The organism is Arcicella aquatica, from assembly GCF_034928825.1.
Classification (GTDB): domain Bacteria; phylum Bacteroidota; class Bacteroidia; order Cytophagales; family Spirosomataceae; genus Arcicella; species Arcicella aquatica.
Genome location: NZ_JAYFUL010000009.1, coordinates 123205 through 146409 on the forward strand (window position 1 = coordinate 123205; position 23205 = coordinate 146409).

The following is a 23205-nucleotide window of genomic DNA, read 5'->3' on the forward strand; positions in this document are numbered from 1 at the left end:
AAGACAAAAAGTAAGGACGAGAATAAATCCTAAAACTTCTAAAACTTGCTATTTCACTAGAAAATTCGGGATGACTCATGTTTTATTTTTATAAAATATTATTGTAATATTTTAATTTATTGTATTGTTTATTTTGTGAATAGGTAGTTCTAACGTAAATTTAGTATCTAAGAAATACATTTGCTTAATTAGTTAATATTCAATGGGTTAAAAAATAGGGTTGAACTTGGAAATAAAAGTCAATGCTATTTATTAATAAGTAGTTCAAACAGAGCTACTATAAATATACCGTTTAATAGATTTTTTTGTGACTATCCAACATTGATTGTAAATTTGTAACAAGATAATTCGGTTAATAGCACATTAAACATAAATTTATGATGAAAGACTACTTTGGAAGAGAAAATTATTATTTACGATTGCTTACTGATATTTTAGTATTAATGCTTTCATTTTACTTGACTTCAATTGTCAGTAATCGTAATAATTCTATTCACGATAGAGAGGTTTTCGTGCTTTTAGTATTGGTTTGGTATTTTTCTAGTAAAATAATCCATGTTTATGATGACTTTCGAACCCTCAAATTTATTGACGAGTTCTTATTGTTAGTGCCTGTCATTGCGATTCAAGCATTGGTATTGATTCTATTTTTATTCTTCCTTAACGATAGAGATAATGCCCGTAGATTTGTACTAGAGTATTGTGCAATGCTTTTTGTTTTTCTCTCTATTAAGAAATACCTCTTAAAAAAATCCTTTGAGTTCCTGAGAAGAAAAGGAAGAAATACACGTAATCTTTTGATTGTAGGTAGTTCAGAGATGGGAGTTTCTTTTTTTGATTTTGTCAAGAATAACACTCAATTTGGTTATAATCCTATCGGTTTTATTGATGAAACTAAATCTGTATATTTAAACGGGTTATACAAAGGAAATTTTGATGAAGTAGATAAAATTATCGTAGATAATCAGATAGATGAAATTGTAGTGGCCATGCCACAGTTTAATAAGCAACAATTAGATAAAATCATTTCAGCAGGTGAAAGAAATGCTGTAAGAACTAGAATCATTCCTGATTATTTTAAATTTAGTTCTAATAAATTTAAGATGGGGATGTTTGGGAACTTTCCCATGATTACAGTAAGGGATGAACCTTTGAATCAATTACATTGGAGGATGATTAAAAGAATAATCGATCTCTTTTTCAGTTTAATTCTATGTATATTAATCTTTTCATGGCTTTTTCCAATAATTGCATTGCTTATACGCCTAGAATCAAAAGGCAGTATTTTCTTCGTTCAGGAAAGATGGGGTAAAAATAAAGAAATCATACGTTGCTTGAAATTCAGAACAATGTTTATTGAAAGTAAGGTAGTGGTAGATGGTAAGTTTCAGCAAACTACTGAAAATGACCCTAGAATTACGAAAATTGGGAGGATATTACGTAAAACCAATTTAGATGAACTGCCACAGTTTTTAAATGTAATCGGAGGGTCGATGTCAGTCGTAGGGCCACGCCCGCATGCTTTACAACATAATATAGAAAGCCAAGCCCTGATTAATAATTATGCCCTCCGTAACTGGGTAAAACCTGGCGTAACTGGTTGGGCTCAAGTGAATGGCTTGAGAGGTGAAACAAAAGATTTTAGTTTGATGAGAAAAAGAGTTGTGTTTGATATTTGGTATATCGAAAACTGGACTCCTTGGCTTGATTTTAAAATCGTGATTATGACAGTTTACAATATGTTCAGAGGCGAAGAAATGGCTTATTAATTAAAATCAGTCGTACAAAAAATCAATCAAACATGAGCCATCCCGAATTTCAAAATCATAAAAAAGCGGTCGAAAAACAAATTTCGACCGCTTTTTTATGATTGATGAACACCGAATTCCTACTGTTTGAGCGGAGCGAGTTTAGGAATTCTTGATTTTCTTTTGTTACTTTTCTTTCATCAAGGAAAGAAAAGTAAGTACTAGACGATAATTAAGTAGAAAACCTCACAAATTGACTCCAAAACGCACAATTTTAGGAAAAATTCGGGATGACTCATGTTTGATTATGAAATTCTGAATGCCTTATGGTTCAAACAAGCATTAAACTTTCTCATTAAGGTGCCTTAATTTAGAGAGTTTGTTAAGAATACTTTTAGATTGTAATAATTTATTCAGAATTCTTACATCGTCAGGTCTGTGTAAATCAGTACCCATAAACTCATAGAGATTCATGTCCAACAATTTATTGGCTATTTCATTGGCCTTTGGCCCATATTGATTGACCAAGGACATCAGGTTCAATTGTAAATGGCATCCCAATGCTTTCAATTCTTCAAACTTAGCAAGGTTTTCACTTAAATATAAGTATCGTTCTGGATGAGCAATAATTGGCCGATAGCCTTTTGTTCTTAAGTTGAAAATAATGGTTTCTAAATTAATGGGGGCAGCTACAAAAGAGAACTCCACTAATATATATTTATCTCCAAAAGTCAATAAATTATCAGTTTCTAATAGGCCTGTAAATTGTTCATCAATTTTGTATTCTGCGCCAACTTCTATCTCAATATCTATTCCCGCTTCCACCAAGGCTGCTTTTAAGATAGTCAAACCTTCATTGATGATTTCAGGTGTATTAGGATATACCTCTGCCATGATATGTGGCGTAGTGATAATTTTAGAAAAGCCTAATTCCTTTAATTTTTGAATACAAGCAACAGAGTGTTCAATACTAGCACAGCCATCATCAATACCCGGTATGAGATGTGAATGAATATCTGTACCAATAAATGAAAAATCTACTATTTTAGGAGTGTCTGATGATTTTTTAAAAAATGAAAACATATCTTTTAATTTAAGCTGTAAGCTTTACATTATAGATGATTACGCTATAAGCTTTTTTATTTTAAATTTTGAGCGAAGAGTCTTATTCTGTATGGGTTTAATTGTTTTAAAACTTCAAATAATACTGTTGAAGTTTTAAATAAAAGCTTCATTTCTGTGTTACGATGAGCTCATTACACATTTCTTTTAGCTAGACGCTAAACATTTATGCTAAAATACCATAAATCTTTGATAATAACGTGAATGCTATATGTTTGTAAATGTTTTTTCTTTGTATTATCAAAATTATTATTTAAAAAATAGAGTAGTTTATGATTTTTTCTACTTGTTATTGCGATTATACATGTATCAATCTTAAACTATTAACATATTTTTTATGAAAAACAGATATTTAGTACCTTTTATTTTATTGACTACTTTGTTTTTCCTTTGGGGATTTGCACATAACTTAAATCCAATATTAATTCCGCACCTTAAGAAAGCTTGTCAGCTTACAGATTTTCAATCTTCGTTAATTGATGGTTCGTTCTTTATTGCATATTTTATTATGGCCATCCCTGCGGGTATGGTAATGAAGAAGTTTGGGTATAAAACAGGTATTATTGCTGGTTTACTTTTATTTGCGATAGGAGCATTTTTATTTATTCCCGCCGCTAATACGCGTGTTTTTGCTTTTTTCTTAACGGCTCTGTTTGTGATAGCAAGTGGCTTAACTTTTTTAGAAACTGCTGCGAATCCGTACATGACTGTACTTGGTGAACCTGAAGGTGCATCACAAAGATTAAACCTTGCACAATCATTTAATGGTTTGGCTGCCACAATTGCTCCTTTGTTAGGAGGATTATTTATTTTATCCGGAAATACATTAACTAGTGCTGAAACTGCCTCAATGTCAGCAGCACAAATGAGTACTTTTTTAGATGGAGAAGCTGCCACTGTAAAAATGCCTTATTTAATTATAGGTATAGTGGTATTGGTAGTGGCAATTTTATTATATAAAAGTGAGCTTCCTGAAATTACTGAAGCGGGACATGATATTGAATTGCCAACAGGAAGCCAATCTATTATGCGTCATAAACACCTAGTTTGGGGAATAATAGCACAGTTTTTCTATGTAGGTGCACAGGTATGCGTGTCTAGTTTTTTTATTCGCTATTTAGGAAAAACCGCTAATATTGATGAAAAAACGGCGGCTAATTTTCTATCTGCTGCCTTGTTTTGTTTTATGATTGGTCGTTTTATAGGTACTTTTCTGATGCGTTATATCAGCCCTAATGTTCTTTTGGCAGTGTATGCTTTAATCAATGTTGTGCTTTTGATAATCGTAGTTATTTATGGAGGAATGTTATCTGTATATGCTTTGATTGGAGTTGAGTTCTTTATGTCGATTATGTTCCCTACTATTTTCTCACTAAGTATTAAATCGTTAGGCAAGGAAACTAAAATAGGGTCATCATTAGTCATTATGTCTATCGTCGGAGGGGCTATTTTTCCGTTAATTATGGGTAGACTTTCTGACATGATGAGTATCCAAGTGGCATATTCTGTACCATTGGTGTGCTTTTTCGTCGTGTTTTATTTCGGTTGGAAAGGGTCAGAAGTTAAGAGCCAAAGTTAATTAGGTTAGGAAAAAGCGTGAGTTGGCATTAATCTGTTTACAGGTTAAGGAGATATTGTATGCATTTTAGGTAATAAGATTTATAATCAAGCATAATTAAAAATATAGAAATTAGTGAAAACAATTATTCTAAATCAACCTGGTGAGTTTCAGTTAATCTCAAGGGAAATAGATGATAAGTTGGCGGATAATGAGGCGCTTATCAAAATTCATAAAATTGGTATTTGCGGTACAGATTATCATGCTTTCAGAGGAAAACAACCTTTTTTTTCATATCCCCGAGTACTTGGTCATGAGTTGGGTGCTGAAGTGGTTGCATTAGGAAAAAATGTTGATACTGAACAATTGGTGATTGGCGATAAGGTTTCTGTTGAGCCTTATTTAAATTGCGGTACTTGTCAGGCATGTTTAAATGAAAAGCCTAATTGTTGTGAAAACCTAAAAGTAATGGGCGTACATACGGATGGAGGAATGTGTGAGTTTCTAAAGATTCCTGCCCATAAACTACACCGTTCAAAAGTGTTAGGATATGAACAATTAGCACTCGTAGAAACTTTGGGTATTGGAGCTCATGCTGTGCAGAGAGCCAGTGTCACTAGCAATGATATTGTGTTAGTAATTGGTGCAGGGCCGATTGGTTTATCAGTAATCCAGTTTGCTAAACTACATCAAGCTAAGATTGTAGTGATGGATTTTAACCAACAAAGACTTGATTTTGCTAAGCAATTGTTTAATACAGATGTGTCGGTACTGGCAAAAGAAGGATTTACTTCGGATGATTTAAAAACGGCATTAAATGGAGCTTTGCCAACGGTGATTTTTGATGCAACGGGTAATCCACAGTCTATGATGAAGGCTTTTTCTTATTTAGCTTTTGGTGGGAAATTGATTTTTGTGGGGTTATTTCAAGGAGATGTTACATTTTTTGATCCAGACTTCCATCGTAGAGAAATGACACTTTTTGCTAGTAGAAATTCTCTTCCTGCTGATTTTAAAATGATTATTAAAAATATGGAAGAAGGAAATATTCAAACCCAAGCTTGGCTTACGCATGAAGCTCCTTTTGAAGAATTACCAAATGTCTTTGAATCTTGGCTAGACCCAAGTTCTAAAGTGATTAAAGCAATGTTAAGCGTGTAAGCTTTCGGATTAATATAGACTTACTAAATTACAAAAAAACTAATTCAAGGGAATATAATAATAGCTGAAAAACAGAGACCTAAATTTCTAAAATTTAATCCGAAATCCGATACCTGATGACCGATACCCGACGTCCGATAGCTGATACCCAACAGCTATACCTTCACAACCGATGAATCTCTAATAATCAATTCTGTGTATAGTTTGAAGGTTTGGTAAGTTTGAGGAATGCTTGAGGGTTTTCGCTCAATTAAATCTAGCAATAACTCAGCCGAACGCTGACCCATTTCTAAGGATGGTTGCACTACTGTCGTCAAGGCTGGCTCTAACATAGAGGCAGCCTTGAGGTTAGTAAAACCAACCATGGCTATTTGTTCGGGAATGGTAATGTTTTTCTTTTTCAAAGTAGCCAAACAACCCAAAGCTAGTCTATCACTTACTGTTAGGATGCCATCTGGAGGATGTTTTTCAGATAGAAGCTCATCAATGAATGTTTCTATATTTTCTAAAGAATAATTAGAATATTTAATCATGGCTTCATCCACAGGAATTTCATATTTGTTCAATGCTGCGATATAACCTCTTACTCTTTCTTTAGTAATCGATAAATAAGGCGAGCCAGAAATATGGGCTATCCGCCTTCTTCCTCCACGAATCAGGTGCTCTGTAGCAGTGAAAGCACCTTCAAAATTATCAGAGATTACTTTGTGCGTGTTTATTTCATCAGACACCCTGTCGAATAATACAATGGGCATTCCTTTTTCATTAAGTTCTTTTAACTGTGAAACATCATTGGTTTCGCCAGCTAATGAAATGAGCAATCCATCCACCCTGCGTGAAGCAATGTGTTTGAGGTTGATGTTTTCTCTTTCAAAAGACTCATGGCTTTGAAAAATAACGACATGATACCCTCTGTTATATGAAATGGCTTCAATCCCATTGATTACTTGTGAGAAAAAAGGATTATCTATTTCAGGAACAATTACTCCAATCGACCTGCTTTTGTTTTCTTTCAAACTCAATGCAATTGGGTTTGGTCTATAATTATACTTCTCAGCATATTCAATGACCATTTTTTTGGTATCAGGATTAATTTCATAGCTTCCTCTTAAAGCCCTAGAGACGGTAGAAGTAGATAAATTTAAAGCCTTAGCAATATCTTTGATAGTAATCAGTTCCAATGTTTTGTTCTTTGATTTGTACAATTACAAAAGTATAATTTTTTTATGGCTAAAAAATAGGGCAGACTACTAAATTCTATTAAAAATCTCAAATTGTATTAAATAAGTATAAAAAATATTATTAATGAGAACGTTCCCGATAACGTTTGCATAAAAATATTCAAATATTTACTTGAACGCTGTACTTTTAAAGCATACGTTTGTTCTGGGTTTGGTGGATAGTTTTTCTGACCAAATAGTTTAAATCTTGGAATAATTAAAAAAATAAAACTTATGAGTTTATCATCATTATTTAGTTTAGAAGGTAAAGTGGCTTTAGTTACTGGTTGTGACAGAGGTATTGGAATGGGAATGGCATTGGCATTGGCCGAAGCAGGAGCAGACATCATTTGTGCAGCCCTTACCCTTGAACCAGAAAATAGTGAAATTGAAAAAGGAGTGAGAGCTTTTGGAAGAAATTTCGCTGGTTACAATGTAGATTTAAGTGATAGAGCTACCCTTTATGCTTTTATTAATGAAGTGAAGGCTAAACATCCACAAGTTGATATTTTGATTAATAATGCGGGAATGATTTTGAGAAATCCAGCGGCAGAACACTCTGACGAATATTGGGATAAAGTTTTATCAATCAATTTGGATGCTCAATTTATCTTAGCACGCGAGTTCGGTAGAGATATGGTAGCGAGAGGTTCTGGTAAAATTATATTTACAGCTTCTTTATTAAGTTTCCAAGGTGGTATCAATGTACCAAGTTATGCGGCTTCAAAAGGAGCAATCGCTAGCGTTGTGAAAGCTTTGGCTAACGAGTGGGCTTCAAAAGGTGTAAATGTAAACGCTATTGCTCCTGGTTATATCGCTACAGACAATACTGCTGCGTTAAGAGCAGATCCAGAAAGAAGTAAATCTATCTTAGACCGTATTCCAGCAGGACGTTGGGGAGAACCAACAGACTTCATGGGTCCAGTAGTTTTCTTAGCTTCTGAAGCTGGTGCTTATGTAAACGGAACTATCGTGGTAGTAGATGGTGGCTGGATGGGAAGATAAGCATCCTTTTACAATTATATTATTCAATTAATAAGATTTAATAACATGGAAAGTAGATACGAAAGTAGCCCCAAAGAAGTGGCTAGTATGAATACGGAAAGTTTGAGAGCTAATTTTTTAATCGAAAAATTGTTCGAGGCTAACCAAGTAAATCTAACTTATACACATTATGATAGAGTAATTACAGGTGGAGCGATGCCTGTAAATGCTGTAGTTGCTTTACCAAACTATGATGCACTGAAAAGTGATTATTTTTTAGAAAGAAGAGAACTAGGCATTATCAATGTTGGGGGCGATGGTAAAATTACTGCTGATGGTGAAGTATTCTTGATTAATAAATTAGATTGTTTGTATTTAGGAAAAGGTGTTAAAACGGCGTTTTTTGAAAGTATCGATGCGGCTAACCCAGCACAATACTTTTTGATTTCATCACCTGCACACCAGTCGTATCCTACTCGTTTGATGAAAAAAGAAGAAGCTTCACCAGTAAATTTGGGAAGCAACCAAACTTCTAATGAAAGAACGATTTATAAGTACATTCACTTGGATGGTATTCGTAGCTGTCAATTGGTAATGGGACTAACGGTGTTAGCAAATGGTAGTGTTTGGAATACAATGCCTGCCCATACGCATGACCGTAGAATGGAAGTATATTGTTATTTCGATATTCCTCAAAACCAAGCGGTTTTACATTTGATGGGTCAACCACAGGAAACTCGCCACTTATTTGTATCGAATCACCAAGCGATTATTTCACCACCTTGGTCAGTTCACTCAGGTTGTGGTACAGCGAATTATTCTTTTATATGGGCAATGGCTGGTGAAAACCAACTATTTACTGATATGGATTTTGTAGAGATTCCATCTTTACGATAATATTTTCTTTATCTCTATCATATAATTTAAGTAGTGATTAGTAAATAGCGATTGGTGATTAGCTGTTCAAGTTTCTAATTATCACTTGTTTACGATAAATGAAAGCCTTGCTTAAATTATATGACAGAGAGAAAATAACATGGCGTTATTAAGCCTTGGGTAGGCTAAGTAAAATAAACGAAATTAGCGTGTGGATTAAAGTGTTATGCATCAGGGTTTTAAATTGCATTGGCGACAACTTAAAACTCATCACTCACAATTCACAACTCAATTACTTATCAATCTCTATTTACAATGAAAAAAATACTTTGTCTCATATTATGTGTTGTTCTTACGGCTTTTAAAAGTACAGATGAGAAAATGACGGTTTTCCTCATTGGTGACTCTACCTGTGCTGATAAACCACCAGTGGATAGTCCTGAAACGGGTTGGGGAATGATATTACATAATTATTTAACTGAGACAGTCCAAGTACAGAATCATGCTGTAAATGGTAGAAGTACCAAAAGCTTTATTAACGAAAAACGTTGGGAGGCTGTAACAAAACAATTAAAAAAAGGAGATTGGGTATTAATTCAGTTTGGGCATAATGACCAAAAGATTGCTGATAGTACTCGTTATGCGGCGCCACAAACCACCTACAGAAATAACCTTATTAAATTTGTCAACGAAACTAGAGCAAAAGGTGCTAATCCTATTTTGATTACACCCGTGATGCGTAGAAAGTTTGATACTAACGGACAGTTTGTAGACCAGCATGGAGAGTATCCTGCGGTTGTAAAAGCTGTAGCAAAAGAATTAGGTGTGGCATTGATTGACCTTCATGCCAAAAGTAAAGCAGTAATTGAGCAACATGGAATAGAAGGTTCGAAGAAATTATTCATGCACTATACAGAGGGATTTTATGCTAAACATCCCAAAGGAATAGCAGACGATACCCATTTTTCAAAATACGGTGCATCGGTAATGGCGAGTTTAGTAGCGGAAGGAATTCTTGAATCAGGGGCTGAATTAAAGAGTTTTTTAAAGAAGTCAGAGTTTCAAGAGAAGTATGAATTTGAATTACCAAAGTACTATACGCCAGTATTTAAAAAGGATACGTTTAATATTATCCGTTATGGTGCAAAGTCTGATGGAATTACCGTAAATACTGTAGCAATAAACCAAGCGATTCAGACTTGCTCAGAGTCGGGAGGGGGTACTGTTTTGATTCCAAGTGGCCTGTGGTTAACAGGGCCTATTACCATGAAATCGAACGTAAATCTGAATGTTGCTAAAGGCGCAGTATTACAATTTAGTAGAAATATAAATGACTACCCAATTATTGCAACAACGTGGGAAGGTGAAGAAGCTTACCGTTGTCAAGCACCAATTTCAGGGGTTGATTTAATAGATATAGCCTTAACGGGTGATGGTGTAATAGATGGCGGAGGAGATGCATGGAGAGCCATTAAAAAAAGTAAGCAAACAGAGGCACAATGGAATAAATTGGTGAAATCTGGTGGTGTTTTAGATGACGCTAAAAATACATGGTATCCCAATGAACAGTCAAAACAAGGTGCTTTGTTAGAAGGAGGAAGTAAATTATCTAATGGAAAAACAGCCAAGGATTATGAGGTAATTAAAGGCTTTTTAAGACCTAATATGGTGAGTTTAACACGTTGTAAGTTTATCTTATTAGAAGGGCTACATTTTCAGAATTCGCCCGCATGGACGCTCCATCCATTACTTAGCGACCATATTACGATGAGAAATGTAGACGTTAAAAACTACTGGTATGCTCAAAATAGCGATGGTGTAGATTTAGAATCTTGTAGAAATGGTATCATGGAAAATTGTATTTTTGATACGGGTGATGACGGTATTACAATTAAATCGGGCAGAGATGAACAAGGTAGAAAAAGAGGCATACCGACCGAAAACTTTATCATCAAAGATTGTAAAGTATATCATGCGCATGGAGGATTTGTAATTGGTTCAGAGATGTCTGGAGGGGTGAAAAATATGTATGTATCTAATTGTACATTTCTGGGTACAGACGTAGGCTTACGTTTTAAAACAGCCAGAGGTAGAGGTGGAGTTGTTGAGAAAATATATGTCAACAACGTACAAATGACAGATATAGCGGGTGAAGCAGTATTATTTGATATGTATTATGCAGGCAAAGACCCTGTTTCGCTTAATGGAGATTCTGATGAATTGCCACAGATGGAAGCCAAGCCTTTGACAGAAGCTACGCCACAATTCAAAGATTTTTACGTAAGAAACATTAATTGCTTGGGTGCCGAAACAGCGATAAAAGTAAGAGGTTTACCAGAGATGAGCGTTAAAAATATTTTAATTGAAAACGCAGTATTTCAAGCAAATACAGGTTTACTTTGTATTGAAGCAGAAAATATTTTGTTAAAAAATATTACTTTGATAACAAAAGATAAAACGACCATGCAGGTACAGAACAGTAAAAACGTAACTCTTGACGATATTCGCTATGAAAATGCTGAGGTGCTATTAAAAATTACTGGAGAGCGAACGCAAGGGGTTAAGTTATTAAATACTGATGTTTCAAAAGCTAAGAAAGAAGTAGAGTTTGGGAAAAAAGTATCTAAAAATATTTACAGTAATAAAAAATAATATGCTATCAGTAAAAGAATTAACCTTGGTGTCTGATGAACAGGTAGCTTGGGAAGAACTCGGCGGAGGAATCAAAAGAAAAGTAATGTCATACAATGATGACATTATGTTGGTGAAAGTAGCTTTTGAAAAAGGAGGCGTAGGAGCGATTCACTCACATCCCCATTTACAGATTAGCTATGTTTCAGCAGGTGCTTTTGAAATAACCATCGGCGAGGACAAAAAGGTATTAAAAACAGGTGATGTTTACTTTGTACCATCAGATATACTGCACGGAGCAGTCTGTTTAGAAGCAGGTGAATTAATAGATGTCTTTTCACCCATGCGCGCAGACTTTGTATAGATAGTTAGTGATTTAGTGAATGGTGATTTAGCGAATTAGTGAATTAGTGATTGTTTTTTTAATACTATAAATCCCTTTATTCTTAAACTCTTTAGTCTAATATCTTTTAGTCCTAAATTTATAAATCTTTAAGTCTAAAAAAACAAAGTCTAGTGTCTAATGTCTTTTAGTCCTAGAGTCATAAATCTTTAAGACTAAAAAACAAAGTCTAACGTCTAACGTCTTTAAGTCTAAAATCCTTTAGTCCTAAAGTCCTAAATCCTAAAGTCTCAAAAAAGAATCAAGCATTATTAATATACATAAAATGGTTGGGTTGTAAAGTTTGCTACCCAACTACTTTTCTCTATTAAAGATTTCTAACATAATGAATACTTCTCAAAATCAAATAAACCTCAGTAAAGGCAATGTAGCGCTTCCTGAATCTTTGTTTAATTTACCTGAAAAGGTATTACAGTTTGGAACAGGCGTACTATTAAGAGGCTTGCCAGATTACTTTATTAATAAAGCTAATCAGCAAGGAATATTTAATGGTAGAATTGTAGTGGTAAAGTCAACCGACGGAGGTGATGCCGAAGCTTTTGACCGCCAAGATAATCTTTATACTATTTGTGAAAGAGGGATTCAACAAGGAAATGTTTTTGAAAAGAATACAATTTCGTCAGCCATTAGCCGTGTATTATCAGCTAAGACTGAATGGGATGCTATTTTGGAATGTGCTAAAAATCCAGCGTTACAGATAATTACTTCTAACACCACTGAAGTAGGTATTCAATTGGTGCAGGACGACATAAAGCAGTCTCCGCCAATCTCATTTCCGGGTAAAGTATTAGCCTTTCTTTATGCTAGGTTCAAAGCTTTTGAAGGAAGTAAAGAACACGGAATGGTAATTGTTCCGACGGAATTAATACCTGATAACGGTAAAAAACTAGAAGGCATTATTTTCGAGTTAGCGCATCGTAATGCTTTAGAGTCTGAATTTATTGATTGGCTAGAATCATCGGTAACCTTCTGTAATTCATTAGTAGATAGAATTGTGCCAGGGAAACCAAGCGCGGCTGTTAAGGCAAATATCGAAGCAGAATTGGGCTATAAAGACGACTTATTAATCGTATCAGAAGTATATCGTTTGTGGGCTATTGAAGGAAATCAAAAAGTTAAAAATATCCTGTCGTTTCATCAAGCAGACGAAGGCGTAATTATTGAGCCCAACATTGACTTGTACCGTGAATTAAAATTACGTTTGCTCAACGGTACCCATACACTTAGTTGTGGTTTAGCATTTTTAGCAGGCTTCAAAACAGTAAAAGAAGCCATGCAAGATGAAGTAATGTCAGCTTTTGTCAATAATTTGATGTTGGCAGAAATAGGGCTAGGCATTCCTTATAAGGTAGATGAGAAAGTAGCTCAACGTTTTGGCATGCAAGTGATAGATCGTTTCCGTAATCCTAATCTAGACCATCAGTGGTTGAGTATTACGGTACAATATACGTCTAAAATGAAAATGCGAAATATTCCAACGTTGTTGAATTATTACAAAATTTATCAATGTGTTCCTGAATATATTGCTTTTGGTTTTGCGGCATATTTATTGTTTATGAAGGCCGTCAAAGAAGAGAATGGGAAATATTATGGTATTCATGAAGACGAATATTACCAGATTCAAGATGATAAGGCTGATTATTTCTTTGCAAAATGGGCTAAATTATCAAGCGATGAATTGGTAATATCAGTATTGAATGATAAAAACCTTTGGGAAACAGATTTAACAAATATTGCAGGCTTTGCAGAAAGTGTTACAGCATTTTTGAATCAAATGATTGAAAAAACAATGAATACTTCTTTAAAAACATACCTTAATAAAGGTGAATTGGTTGAGTATAGTAAGGCTTAGTCTTACTTTTAAGTTCAAAATACTCTGTGTGAACTCAAAGAATTAATACTTTAACCAATCATCAAATATTCATCGTGAAAAGAAACGTTTTAAAAATTCATCCTAACGACAATGTGATTGTCGCTTTAACAGATTTATCGAAAGGTCAAACTGTGGAGTTGGATGGCCAGACTTATACCCTGACTGAAGATATTGCAGCTAAACACAAATTTGCTACTGAGGATTTTGAAGTAGGAGCCGAAATTAGAATGTATAACGTATTAGTAGGAAAGGCTCAATCTCCAATTCTGAAAGGAGGTAGTATCAATATTTTCAATGTGAAGCATGCGGTAGATTCATTTGAATTGCGCGAAAACCATGCAGAATGGCAAGCACCGTCGTTAGCGGCTTTTGAAGGTAAAACATTCAATGGATATCACCGCCCAGATGGTAGCGTAGGTACGGCTAATTATTGGTTAGTAATTCCATTGGTATTTTGTGAGAATCGTAATATCGAAGTACTTCGTGAAGCTTTAGTGGACGATTTAGGGTATGCTCGTACGCATGATTACCAAAATCAAACGCATGATTTGATAGCGTTGTACAAAGCGGGTAAAACTGTTGAAGAAATTTTACAAGCTGATTTACAAGCGCAAGGTGAGAAAGATTCAAAACAAAAGCTTTTCCCAAATGTAGATGGCGTAAAGTTCTTGTTGCATGATGGTGGTTGCGGAGGTACTCGTCAAGATGCCCAAGCACTTTGTGGATTATTAGCAGGTTATATTACACACCCTAACTGCGCAGGAGCAACCGTATTGAGTTTAGGATGTCAGAATGCACAAGCTAGTATCTTACAAGAAGAAATCGCTAAACGTGATGCTGACTTCAAAAAACCACTCTATATTCTAGAACAACAAAATATTGGTACTGAATCTGACTTGATGGCGTTGGCATTGAAACAAACCTTTGTAGGGTTAATTCAAGCAAACCAAAATACACGTCAGCCAGCACCATTAAGCAAATTGTGTATTGGGTTAGAATGCGGAGGCTCTGATGGTTTCTCTGGTATTTCTGCCAACCCTGCTATTGGCTATACGTCTGATTTATTAATAGGCTTGGGAGGTTCGGTTATTTTAGCTGAATTCCCAGAATTATGTGGTGTTGAGCAAGAGTTAACAGACCGTTGTTTGAACCCAGAAGATGCTAAATTGTTCAGCTATTTGGTAAATACTTATAATGACCGTGCGAAGGCTGTAGGGTCTGGCTTTGATATGAACCCATCACCAGGGAACATCAAAGATGGATTAATTACAGATGCTATCAAGTCTGCTGGAGCAGCTAAAAAAGGAGGTACTTCACCAGTGACTGCGGTATTAGATTATCCAGAACCAGTAAAAAAAGCAGGTTTAAATCTTTTATGTACACCGGGCAATGATGTTGAGTCGACAACTGCTGAGGTAGCATCGGGCGCTAATCTTGTTTTATTCACTACGGGCTTAGGAACACCAACAGGAAACCCTATTGCTCCTGTGGTTAAAATTGCAACAAATACGAAATTGTACGAAAAGATGTCTGATATTATCGACATCAACACTGGAACAATTATCGAAGGTGACGAAACGATAGAAGAAGCGGGAGAACGTATTTTGAACTACGCAATCAAGGTAGCTAGTGGAGAAATAGAAGTTTGTGCCGTTAGAAATGGACAAGATGATTTTATTCCTTGGAAACGTGGAGTATCTTTATAGGATTGAAAATTGAGTATCGAGGATTGATTTTCAATGTCTTTTAATATCAATCCTCGCTTATTTAAATTCTCAATACCAAATCAAAATTTTTAACAAAATGCTGTACACGAAAACATTCTTAGACGAAGATTTCCTTTTACAAACTGCAACTGCTAGTAAACTGTACCATGAGTTTGCTAAAGAGATGCCAATTATTGATTACCATAATCACTTACCACCAGACCAAATTGCGAACAATAAGAGCTTTGGCAATTTAACACAAATCTGGTTGTATGGCGACCATTACAAATGGCGTGCGATGCGTGCGAATGGAATCAACGAAAGCTATTGCACGGGCGATAAGTCTGACTATGAGAAGTTTGAAAAATGGGCAGAGACAGTACCTTATACAATGAGAAATCCATTGTATCACTGGACTCACCTAGAATTACAGCGATATTTTGACGTTCACGAAATTTTAAATCCAGCTTCGGCACGTAAAATTTTTGATGAATGTTCTGAAAAACTACAATCACCTGAATATGCAGTAAGAGGATTGTTGTCAAAAATGAATGTAAAAGTTGCCTGTACTACAGACGACCCTTTAGATTCATTAGAATATCACCAAGCGATTAAAACTGAAGGAACACTGGATACGAAGGTATTACCGACGTTCCGTCCAGATAGATTTATTTTAATTGATAATCCTAATTATGCTTCATTTATTGAAAAATTAGGAACATTGCTTAATGTAGAAATCAGTACATTCTCAGCTTTAGTTGCGGCATTAAAAACGCGTGCAGAATTCTTTGCTTCAATGGGTGGCAGATTAGCTGACCACGGTTTAGAGCAAATTTATGCAGTAGATTTCACCGAAGAAGATGCCAATAAAGTTTTCCAGAAAACAATAGCTGGACAAAGTATCAGTGCTGACGAGGCTTTGTTGTTCAAATCGGCGATTTTACACAGCTTAGGCGTAATTTATCATGGATTAGGTTGGACACAACAGTTCCACTTGGGAGCGTTGAGAAATAATAATTCAAGAGCAATGCGTTTGTTAGGCCCAGATACTGGTTGGGATTCAATCGGAGATTTTTCTCAGGCAGCTTCTCTATCTAAGTTCTTAGGTCGTTTAGATGAGTATGACCAATTGGCACAAACGATTATTTACAACCTTAATCCACGTGATAACGAATTGATGGCAACCATGATTGGTAACTTCAATGATGGTTCTGTAGCAGGTAAAATTCAGTTTGGTTCAGGTTGGTGGTTCCTAGACCAAAAAGATGGCATGGAAAGACAAATGAATGCTTTGTCGAACATGGGCTTATTGAGTCGCTTTGTAGGAATGCTAACAGATTCAAGAAGTTTCTTGTCATTCCCACGTCATGAATATTTCCGTAGAATTCTTTGTAATTTATTAGGGAATGAAATTGAAAATGGCGAATTACCAAACGATATAGCATGGATCGGAAAGATGGTTCAGAATATCTGTTACAATAATGCCAAGGATTATTTTAAATTTTAAACTAAGCTTTAGGCTGTAAGCAATAAGCTTTAAGCAACACAGTGTTATGAAACAGGAGTATAAAAATACTGTATTATTGACAGCATATTGCTTAAAGCTTATTGCTTACAGCCTACAACCTAAAGCTCAAAAATATCATGAATAAAGTTTGTTGTTTCGGAGAATTGTTATTGCGTCTTTCACCAAAAGCTGATGGCGTTTGGATACAAAATGCTTCAATGCCTGTGTTTGTAGGTGGGGCAGAATTGAATGTCGCTACTGCTATTGCTAACTGGGGAATTAATACTAGTTATTTCACAGCACTACCTGAAAATTCTTTAGCAAACGATATAAAAAAATATATAGCCGATAAAGGAATTGATACTTCGGTCATTAATACGTCTGGAGAAAGAATCGGGACATATTATTTACCACAAGGAGCTGACTTGAAAAATGCTGGCGTAATTTATGACAGAGCGTACTCGTCATTTTCAGTATTAAAAGTGGGTCAGGTAGATTGGAAAGAAGTATTGAAAGATGTGTCTTGGTTTCATTTTAGTGCCATTAGTCCAGCCCTCAATCAAGATGCAGCAGATGTTTGCTTAGAAGTATTAAAAGTAGCTTCAGAGATGAATATTACTATTTCGGTAGATTTGAATTACCGTTCAAAACTATGGAAATATGGCAAAAAGCCAACAGAAATAATGCCTGAATTAGCACAATATTGTGATGTAATTATGGGCAACCTTTGGGCAGCGAATACCTTATTGGGGATAGACATTGACCCATTGTTATTGACAAGTCTTGAGAAGCAGGCTGATTATGATTATCCTGCACATGGAAAAGCAACTTCTGAAGCTATTCAAGCGAAGTTTCCTAAGTGCAAATTTGTAGCCAATACGTATAGATTTGATCATCAAAAAACAGGCATTGAGTATTATACTACTCTTTTCACAGAGGGAAATCAATATCAATCACCCGTATTTTTTGCTGATGCTGTAGTAGATAAAATAGGAAGTGGAGATTGTTTTATGGGTGGATTAATCTATGGCTTATCCCAACAACATGAGCCTCAAGAAGTAATCAATTTTGCTGCTGCTGCTGCTTATGGAAAACTCCAAGAGTATGGCGATGCTACTCAACAAAAAGTAGAAGCCGTTAAGCTGATTCTCGAAAATTATCTTTAGCTATTGACGTTTTTGAGTTGTATTTCAAAAAAGGCTCTTAAGCTTTATATAATTAGTTTATGAAAAATAAACGACGTTAGTGCGTGGGTTAAAGTGTTATATATTAGGGTTTTAAGCCGACTCGGTAGTCTGCTCAAAACTCATCACTGCGGCGGCAGACCGTTCACAATTCACAACTCTTACTTAACCTATTTGTTTAACAATTAATATTGGCTTTTATGAAAAATGAAAACTTAGCTTTACCTGTTGGTATTACTTTAGATCGGTTCATTATGCGGAATCAAGAAGCATTTCAATTTGCTTCGGGAGAATTGTCGCAGTTATTGAGGGATATTGCTTTGGCAAGTAAAATTCTGAATCGTGAAATCAATCGTGCCGGATTGGCTGATGTAACAGGGCTGTTAGGTTCACAAAATGTACAGGGTGAAGCTCAGCAAAAATTGGATGTCATTGCAGATATTCGTTTTTTAAGAGCGCTTAAGAATGGAGGAGAAGTTTGTGCCATCATTTCTGAGGAAGAACCTGAAATTATTCTGACGGGAAATAATCATGCGAAGTATGTTATCGCTATTGACCCGCTAGATGGTTCATCAAATATTGATTCTAACGTGTCAATTGGTACAATTTTTTCAATTTTTCGTAGAAAAACACCTATTGGCTCAGTCCCTTCCATGAAGGATTGTATCCAAAGAGGTGATGAACAAGTAGCGGCTGGGTATATTTTATATGGTTCTTCAACCATTTTAGTATATACTACAGGCAAGGGTGTGAATGGCTTTACGTATGATAATTCTTTAGGAGAGTATTTCTTATCTCACCCACAGATGCAGGTAAACCAAAGCGGTACTATTTTTTCTTGTAATGAAGGAAACTTCTATGACTTTCCAGAATGTATTCAAGAGTATTTGAATGAATGTAAGCAAAAAAGATATTCAGGCAGATATATTGGGTCATTAGTCGGAGATTTTCATAGAAATCTTTTAAAAGGTGGAGTATATTTGTACCCACCAACACGTCATAACCCTGACGGAAAATTAAGGTTACTTTATGAATGTTTACCCTTGGCTTTTATTATTGAACAAGCAGGAGGGAAAGCATCTGATGGAAAGCAAAGAATTTTAGAAATACAGCCCCAAAATCTTCACCAACGCTCACCTCTATACATTGGTTCGTCGAGCATGGTAGAAGACATTGAAGAATGTACTAAAGCGACTGAAAATCAGTTTTCGTAGAAAAAGTATGAATTTTAAATGATATTGAGTAAGTTTTAGTGTTTGACTAGTTTTAAACATATTTCAAGAATCAATTGGTCCAAAAAATCTTAAAAATTATAGACAAGCATGGCTTTTTTTCAACCCAAAGTATTAAATCAATTACTAGCTGATTTCCCAGTGGTGCCAGTATTTTATCATGAAGAAATTGAGTTAACTCAAAATGTAATCAAAGCATGTTACGATGGTGGTATGCGCGCTTTTGAGTTTACTAATCGTGGAACAAAGGCTTTAGATGTTTTTAAGGCGATTTATCCATTTATTCGTGAAAACTGCCCAGAAATGGCATTAGGGATTGGAACAATTTTTACGGTTGAACAAGCCAAAGTTTTTATTGATGCAGGGGCTGATTTTGTCGTACAACCAGTAATTACACCAGAAGTTGGTGCATTTTGTCAGGCAAATGATATTGCTTGGTTTCCTGGGGCAGCTACTTTAAATGAGATTTACGCAGCAACACAGTTAGGTGCAGAAATTGTCAAGATTTTTCCAGGGAATGTAGTGGGGCCTGGTTTTGTAAAATCAATGAAAGGTCCAATGCCCAATGTAAAAGTAATGGTAACAGGTGGTGTAGAACCTACTGAGGATAGTTTAAAACAGTGGTTTTCTGCGGGTGTTACAGCCGTGGGAATGGGGTCACAATTGTTTCCAGCAAGTTTATTGGCTAGCGCAAAATTTGACGAATTGACGCATACTGTTGAATCTTTGATGAAATATGTTGAAGGCTTGAAATCAAAAAAATAAAAATTCACTAAATTAGCTTACCTCAATTTTTTTAACATTCATGGAAAACACCCTAGGGAAGTATCGTTGGAGAGTCGTAGCATTGCTTTTTTTTGCCACCACAATCAGTTACCTTGATAGACAAGTAATTGCCTTATTAAAGCCAACATTAGAAAAAGAATTTAATTGGGCTGAAAGTGACTACAGTAATTTAGTAATGGCATTTCAGGCTGCGTATGCAGTGGGATTAATGATTTTCGGCGGAGTTATCGATAAGATTGGCACGAAATTAGGATATGCTATTGCAGTAGCTTGGTGGAGTACAGCAGGTGTATTAACTGCTTTTGCTGGAAGTACCATCGGTTTTGGAATGTTTCGCTCTTTATTAGGGTTAGGAGAAGGTGGAAACTTTCCTGCTGCTATTAAAAGTGTAGCAGAATGGTTTCCTAAGAAAGAAAGAGCTTTAGCAACTGGTATTTTTAATTCTGGTGCAAATATTGGGGCAGTCGTAGCACCAATAATGGTTCCTTTTATATTAGCAAGTTTTGGATGGGAAGTAGCGTTTATTGTTACTGGTGGTGTAGGTTTTATTTGGTTGATTTTCTGGTGGATTGGCTATGAAATTCCAGTTAGACAGAAAAAACTTTCGAAAGAAGAATTGTTGTATATTCAATCTGATAACGAACCAGATACTTCGCAAGAAAAACCTGTAAAATGGATTACTTTGTTGGGGATTCGTCAAACATGGGGATTTATCTTCGGAAAAATGCTTACTGACCCAATCTGGTGGTTTTTCCTTTACTGGTTGCCATCTTATTTCTCAGAAACCTTTAAATTAGATTTAAAGAAGCCAAGTTTAGAATTAATCGTTGTATATACAGCCACTACCATTGGAAGTATCGGCGGAGGATATATTTCTGGTTATTTAATTAAAAAAGGTTGGCCAGTATTCAAAGCTCGTAAAACAGCGATGTTGAGCTTTGCCATTGCAGTAATTCCTATTGTTTTTGCACAATATTGTTCAAACATTTGGCAGGCTGTGGTGTTAATTAGTTTGGCAGCGGCAGCTCACCAAGCTTGGAGTGCTAACATTTTCACGACGGCATCTGATATGTTTCCTAAAAAAGCAGTAAGTTCAGTTGTTGGTTTAGGGGGAATGGCAGGGTCAGTAGGAGGAATTTTATTCCCAATGATTGTTGGACAATTGCTTGATACATATAAGGCGCAAGGAAATATCACTGCTGGTTATAACATCATTTTTATCATGTGTGGTTGTGCATATCTATTAGCATGGGGAATAATGCACTTGTTTACACCAAGAAATGAACCAGTAGTCATTTAAAATATTAAATTGGATAATAGTAGAGTGTTTACAGGTATCGCAGCTAATGTGATACCTGTTTTGTTTTATCGCATTTTCGTTTTTCCGCGATTACTTCATCTGCTATTTTTATCCTTACAACAGTAAATTAGGGCTATATATCTAATCTAATTTTAGGAAATAGCAAAAGTCGATACAAAGAAGTATTTTGCATTAAATTACATTTCAAACAAACTTCATAACTAAATATGAAAAAACTATTTCTCTTATCGGGTTTATTGTCGGTTTCATTATGGACTATGGCCCAAAACACTTATCAAAATCATACACAGCTTTCTTCTAGACTCAAAGCATTAAGTTCAAAGTTTTCTTCTAGCGTTACGATTCAATCAATTGGTAAAAGCAAAGGCAATCGAGACATTTGGGCTTTAACCCTTGGAAAAGGAAACACCTCGACTAAACCCGCAATAGCCATTATTGCAGGCGTAGATGGAACACACTTGGCAGGAACAGAACTAGCCATACAAATGGCCGAAAAACTAGCCAGTGCAAGCGGAGACTCAATAGCAAAATTGTTAGAGACAAAGACGTTTTACTTTATTCCAAGTGTAAACCCTGATGCCCAAGAGCAATTTTTTGCGAAAACGAAATTTGAAAGAGGAGGGAATGATACACAAACAGATGATGACCGAGATGGCTATTTGAATGAAGACCCTTTTGAAGATTTGAATGGTGATGGTATCATCACTCAGATTCGTGTAGAAGACCCAACAGGGACTTTTATTGTAAGTAAAGAAGACCCAAGAGTATTGATAAAAGCAGACCCAGTCAAAGGAGAAAAAGGGAAGTATTTATTACTAACAGAAGGCATGGATAATGACAAAGACGGTACATTTAATGAAGATGGCGTAGGAGGAGTAAACATTGATAAAAATATGACCTATGACTATCCAATTTTTACGGCTGGCTCTGGCGATTTTGCTGCATCAGAATCAGAGACTAAAGCATTGTTAAGTTTCTTGTACAAAGCCACAAATGTTTTTGCAGTATTGACTTTTGGCCCTGCTAACAACTTAACAGAAGCTACAAAATTTGACAGAAGCAAAACGGCTAAAAGAATTATTACTGGAATATTAGAAAAAGATGCTACTGTAGGTGAACAAATTGCTAAACTATACAATACTCAAACAGGCTTGAAAGATGCTCCTGTTTTGCCACAGACCAAAGGGAACTTGTCACAAACTGCTTATTTCCATGTAGGTAGATTTAGTTTTACAAGTCCGGGATGGTGGGCACCTAAAATACAAGCTCCCAAAGATAGTACTAAAAAAGAAGTAGCTACTCCTAGCAAAGCTTCGGATAATGATGAGGTAAGATATTTAAAATGGGCAGATGCACAAAAATTAACGGACGTATTTGTGAATTGGCAGTCGATAAAACATCCTGACTTTGCCAACAAAAATGTAGAAGTAGGAGGGATTGCCCCTTATGCAAAGCTGAATCCGCCTGTAAGTTTCCTGACAGAATCTGCTAATAAACACGTGAAATTTGTAACAGCTTTGGCAATGCAAATGCCAGAAATACAGATAGTAGATGTAAATGCTGAGGCTATTTCAACAGGATTAACTAGGGTGACTATTAAAGTAATCAATACAGGTTTATTGCCAACTTATGCAGAAATCGGCGACAAAGTTCGTTGGGTGCAAAAAGTAAAAACTGAATTGAAACTGACAGGAAATCAAGCCATCGTTTCAGGGAAGAAAATAAACCTAAGAAGTGCTTTAGGAGCAGGTGAAACCCAAGAATATTCTTGGTTAATCAGTGGTAATGGCTCAGTAGGTATTGAAGCTGGTTGCCCAACCACAGGCGTAAAAACTGTAAATGTTAGCTTAAAATAACCAACTGGATATTAATGCTGATAGATGTTAACTATTA

At 35.6% G+C, this 23205-nt stretch carries 17 protein-coding genes; 15 read left to right on the top strand and 2 right to left on the bottom strand.

Annotation, left to right across the window (positions count from 1 at the left end):
* Positions 1-377: 377 nt before the first annotated feature.
* Complete coding sequence (locus tag VB264_RS08150) at positions 378-1769, top strand: undecaprenyl-phosphate glucose phosphotransferase (RefSeq protein ID WP_323248346.1); 1392 nt, start codon at positions 378-380, stop codon at positions 1767-1769.
* A gap of 321 nt (positions 1770-2090) precedes the next feature.
* Here the strand turns inward: VB264_RS08150 and VB264_RS08155 are convergent, their stop codons facing one another.
* Positions 2091-2831, bottom strand: a complete 741-nt coding sequence (locus tag VB264_RS08155; protein WP_323248347.1) for a tyrosine-protein phosphatase — start codon at positions 2829-2831, stop codon at positions 2091-2093.
* Positions 2832-3207: 376 nt separating this feature from the next.
* On the opposite strand from VB264_RS08155, the gene fucP reads away from it, so the two are divergent.
* The gene (fucP, locus tag VB264_RS08160; protein ID WP_323248348.1) at positions 3208-4449 is read left to right on the top strand and encodes an L-fucose:H+ symporter permease; all 1242 of its coding nucleotides are present in this window, start codon (positions 3208-3210) and stop codon (positions 4447-4449) included.
* A gap of 114 nt (positions 4450-4563) precedes the next feature.
* The gene (locus VB264_RS08165; RefSeq protein WP_323248350.1) at positions 4564-5589 is read left to right on the top strand and encodes a zinc-binding alcohol dehydrogenase family protein; all 1026 of its coding nucleotides are present in this window, start codon (positions 4564-4566) and stop codon (positions 5587-5589) included.
* 155 nt (positions 5590-5744) lie between these two features.
* On the opposite strand, the gene VB264_RS08170 is transcribed toward VB264_RS08165, so the two are convergent.
* Positions 5745-6770, bottom strand: a complete 1026-nt coding sequence (locus VB264_RS08170) for a LacI family DNA-binding transcriptional regulator (protein ID WP_309918541.1) — start codon at positions 6768-6770, stop codon at positions 5745-5747.
* Positions 6771-7043: 273 nt separating this feature from the next.
* On the opposite strand from VB264_RS08170, the gene kduD reads away from it, so the two are divergent.
* The 12 genes from kduD (at position 7044) to VB264_RS08230 (ending at position 23168) form a co-directional block, all read left to right on the top strand.
* On the top strand, positions 7044-7814 hold the full coding sequence (gene kduD, locus VB264_RS08175; protein ID WP_323248351.1) for a 2-dehydro-3-deoxy-D-gluconate 5-dehydrogenase KduD: 771 nt from the start codon (positions 7044-7046) through the stop codon (positions 7812-7814).
* Between the two features lie 45 nt (positions 7815-7859).
* Positions 7860-8690, top strand: coding sequence for a 5-dehydro-4-deoxy-D-glucuronate isomerase (kduI, locus tag VB264_RS08180; protein WP_323248352.1), 831 nt, complete (start codon positions 7860-7862; stop codon positions 8688-8690).
* Between the two features lie 294 nt (positions 8691-8984).
* Positions 8985-11321, top strand: coding sequence for a glycosyl hydrolase family 28 protein (locus VB264_RS08185; RefSeq protein WP_323248354.1), 2337 nt, complete (start codon positions 8985-8987; stop codon positions 11319-11321).
* Position 11322: 1 nt separating this feature from the next.
* Positions 11323-11664, top strand: a complete 342-nt coding sequence (locus VB264_RS08190) for a cupin domain-containing protein (protein ID WP_323248356.1) — start codon at positions 11323-11325, stop codon at positions 11662-11664.
* 364 nt (positions 11665-12028) lie between these two features.
* Positions 12029-13555 (top strand): tagaturonate reductase, encoded by a 1527-nt coding sequence (locus VB264_RS08195; RefSeq protein WP_323248357.1) that lies wholly within the window; start codon positions 12029-12031, stop codon positions 13553-13555.
* A gap of 74 nt (positions 13556-13629) precedes the next feature.
* Positions 13630-15282 carry a UxaA family hydrolase gene (locus tag VB264_RS08200; protein ID WP_309918559.1) on the top strand — a complete coding sequence of 551 codons (1653 nt, stop codon included), beginning with the start codon at positions 13630-13632 and terminating at the stop codon, positions 15280-15282.
* Between the two features lie 97 nt (positions 15283-15379).
* A complete protein-coding gene (uxaC, locus tag VB264_RS08205) occupies positions 15380-16789 on the top strand; it encodes a glucuronate isomerase (RefSeq protein WP_323248359.1) in 1410 nt (469 codons plus the stop codon).
* Between the two features lie 137 nt (positions 16790-16926).
* Positions 16927-17955: a sugar kinase gene (locus VB264_RS08210; protein ID WP_323248361.1), complete on the top strand. Its 1029-nt coding sequence runs from the start codon at positions 16927-16929 to the stop codon at positions 17953-17955.
* 218 nt (positions 17956-18173) lie between these two features.
* Positions 18174-19187, top strand: coding sequence for a class 1 fructose-bisphosphatase (fbp, locus tag VB264_RS08215; RefSeq protein ID WP_309918566.1), 1014 nt, complete (start codon positions 18174-18176; stop codon positions 19185-19187).
* Between the two features lie 108 nt (positions 19188-19295).
* Positions 19296-19970: a bifunctional 4-hydroxy-2-oxoglutarate aldolase/2-dehydro-3-deoxy-phosphogluconate aldolase gene (locus tag VB264_RS08220; RefSeq protein WP_323248363.1), complete on the top strand. Its 675-nt coding sequence runs from the start codon at positions 19296-19298 to the stop codon at positions 19968-19970.
* 40 nt (positions 19971-20010) lie between these two features.
* Positions 20011-21291, top strand: a complete 1281-nt coding sequence (locus tag VB264_RS08225; RefSeq protein ID WP_323248365.1) for an MFS transporter — start codon at positions 20011-20013, stop codon at positions 21289-21291.
* A 227-nt stretch (positions 21292-21518) separates the two neighbouring features.
* Positions 21519-23168, top strand: coding sequence for a M14 family metallopeptidase (locus VB264_RS08230; protein ID WP_323248367.1), 1650 nt, complete (start codon positions 21519-21521; stop codon positions 23166-23168).
* The last annotated feature ends 37 nt before the right edge of the window (positions 23169-23205 follow it).

What these genes read in the sequence shown, in the direction of transcription:
- fbp (WP_309918566.1), top strand. Translation starts at nt 18,174, where the DNA reads ATGAAAAATGAAAACTTAGCTTTACCTGTTGGTATTACTTTAGATCGG.
- VB264_RS08150 (WP_323248346.1), top strand. Translation starts at nt 378, where the DNA reads ATGATGAAAGACTACTTTGGAAGAGAAAATTATTATTTACGATTGCTT.
- VB264_RS08225 (WP_323248365.1), top strand. Translation starts at nt 20,011, where the DNA reads ATGGAAAACACCCTAGGGAAGTATCGTTGGAGAGTCGTAGCATTGCTT.
- kduD (WP_323248351.1), top strand. Translation starts at nt 7,044, where the DNA reads ATGAGTTTATCATCATTATTTAGTTTAGAAGGTAAAGTGGCTTTAGTT.
- kduI (WP_323248352.1), top strand. Translation starts at nt 7,860, where the DNA reads ATGGAAAGTAGATACGAAAGTAGCCCCAAAGAAGTGGCTAGTATGAAT.
- VB264_RS08230 (WP_323248367.1), top strand. Translation starts at nt 21,519, where the DNA reads ATGAAAAAACTATTTCTCTTATCGGGTTTATTGTCGGTTTCATTATGG.
- VB264_RS08210 (WP_323248361.1), top strand. Translation starts at nt 16,927, where the DNA reads ATGAATAAAGTTTGTTGTTTCGGAGAATTGTTATTGCGTCTTTCACCA.
- VB264_RS08185 (WP_323248354.1), top strand. Translation starts at nt 8,985, where the DNA reads ATGAAAAAAATACTTTGTCTCATATTATGTGTTGTTCTTACGGCTTTT.
- uxaC (WP_323248359.1), top strand. Translation starts at nt 15,380, where the DNA reads ATGCTGTACACGAAAACATTCTTAGACGAAGATTTCCTTTTACAAACT.
- fucP (WP_323248348.1), top strand. Translation starts at nt 3,208, where the DNA reads ATGAAAAACAGATATTTAGTACCTTTTATTTTATTGACTACTTTGTTT.
- VB264_RS08195 (WP_323248357.1), top strand. Translation starts at nt 12,029, where the DNA reads ATGAATACTTCTCAAAATCAAATAAACCTCAGTAAAGGCAATGTAGCG.
- VB264_RS08190 (WP_323248356.1), top strand. Translation starts at nt 11,323, where the DNA reads ATGCTATCAGTAAAAGAATTAACCTTGGTGTCTGATGAACAGGTAGCT.
- VB264_RS08220 (WP_323248363.1), top strand. Translation starts at nt 19,296, where the DNA reads ATGGCTTTTTTTCAACCCAAAGTATTAAATCAATTACTAGCTGATTTC.
- VB264_RS08155 (WP_323248347.1), bottom strand. Translation starts at nt 2,831, where the DNA reads ATGTTTTCATTTTTTAAAAAATCATCAGACACTCCTAAAATAGTAGAT.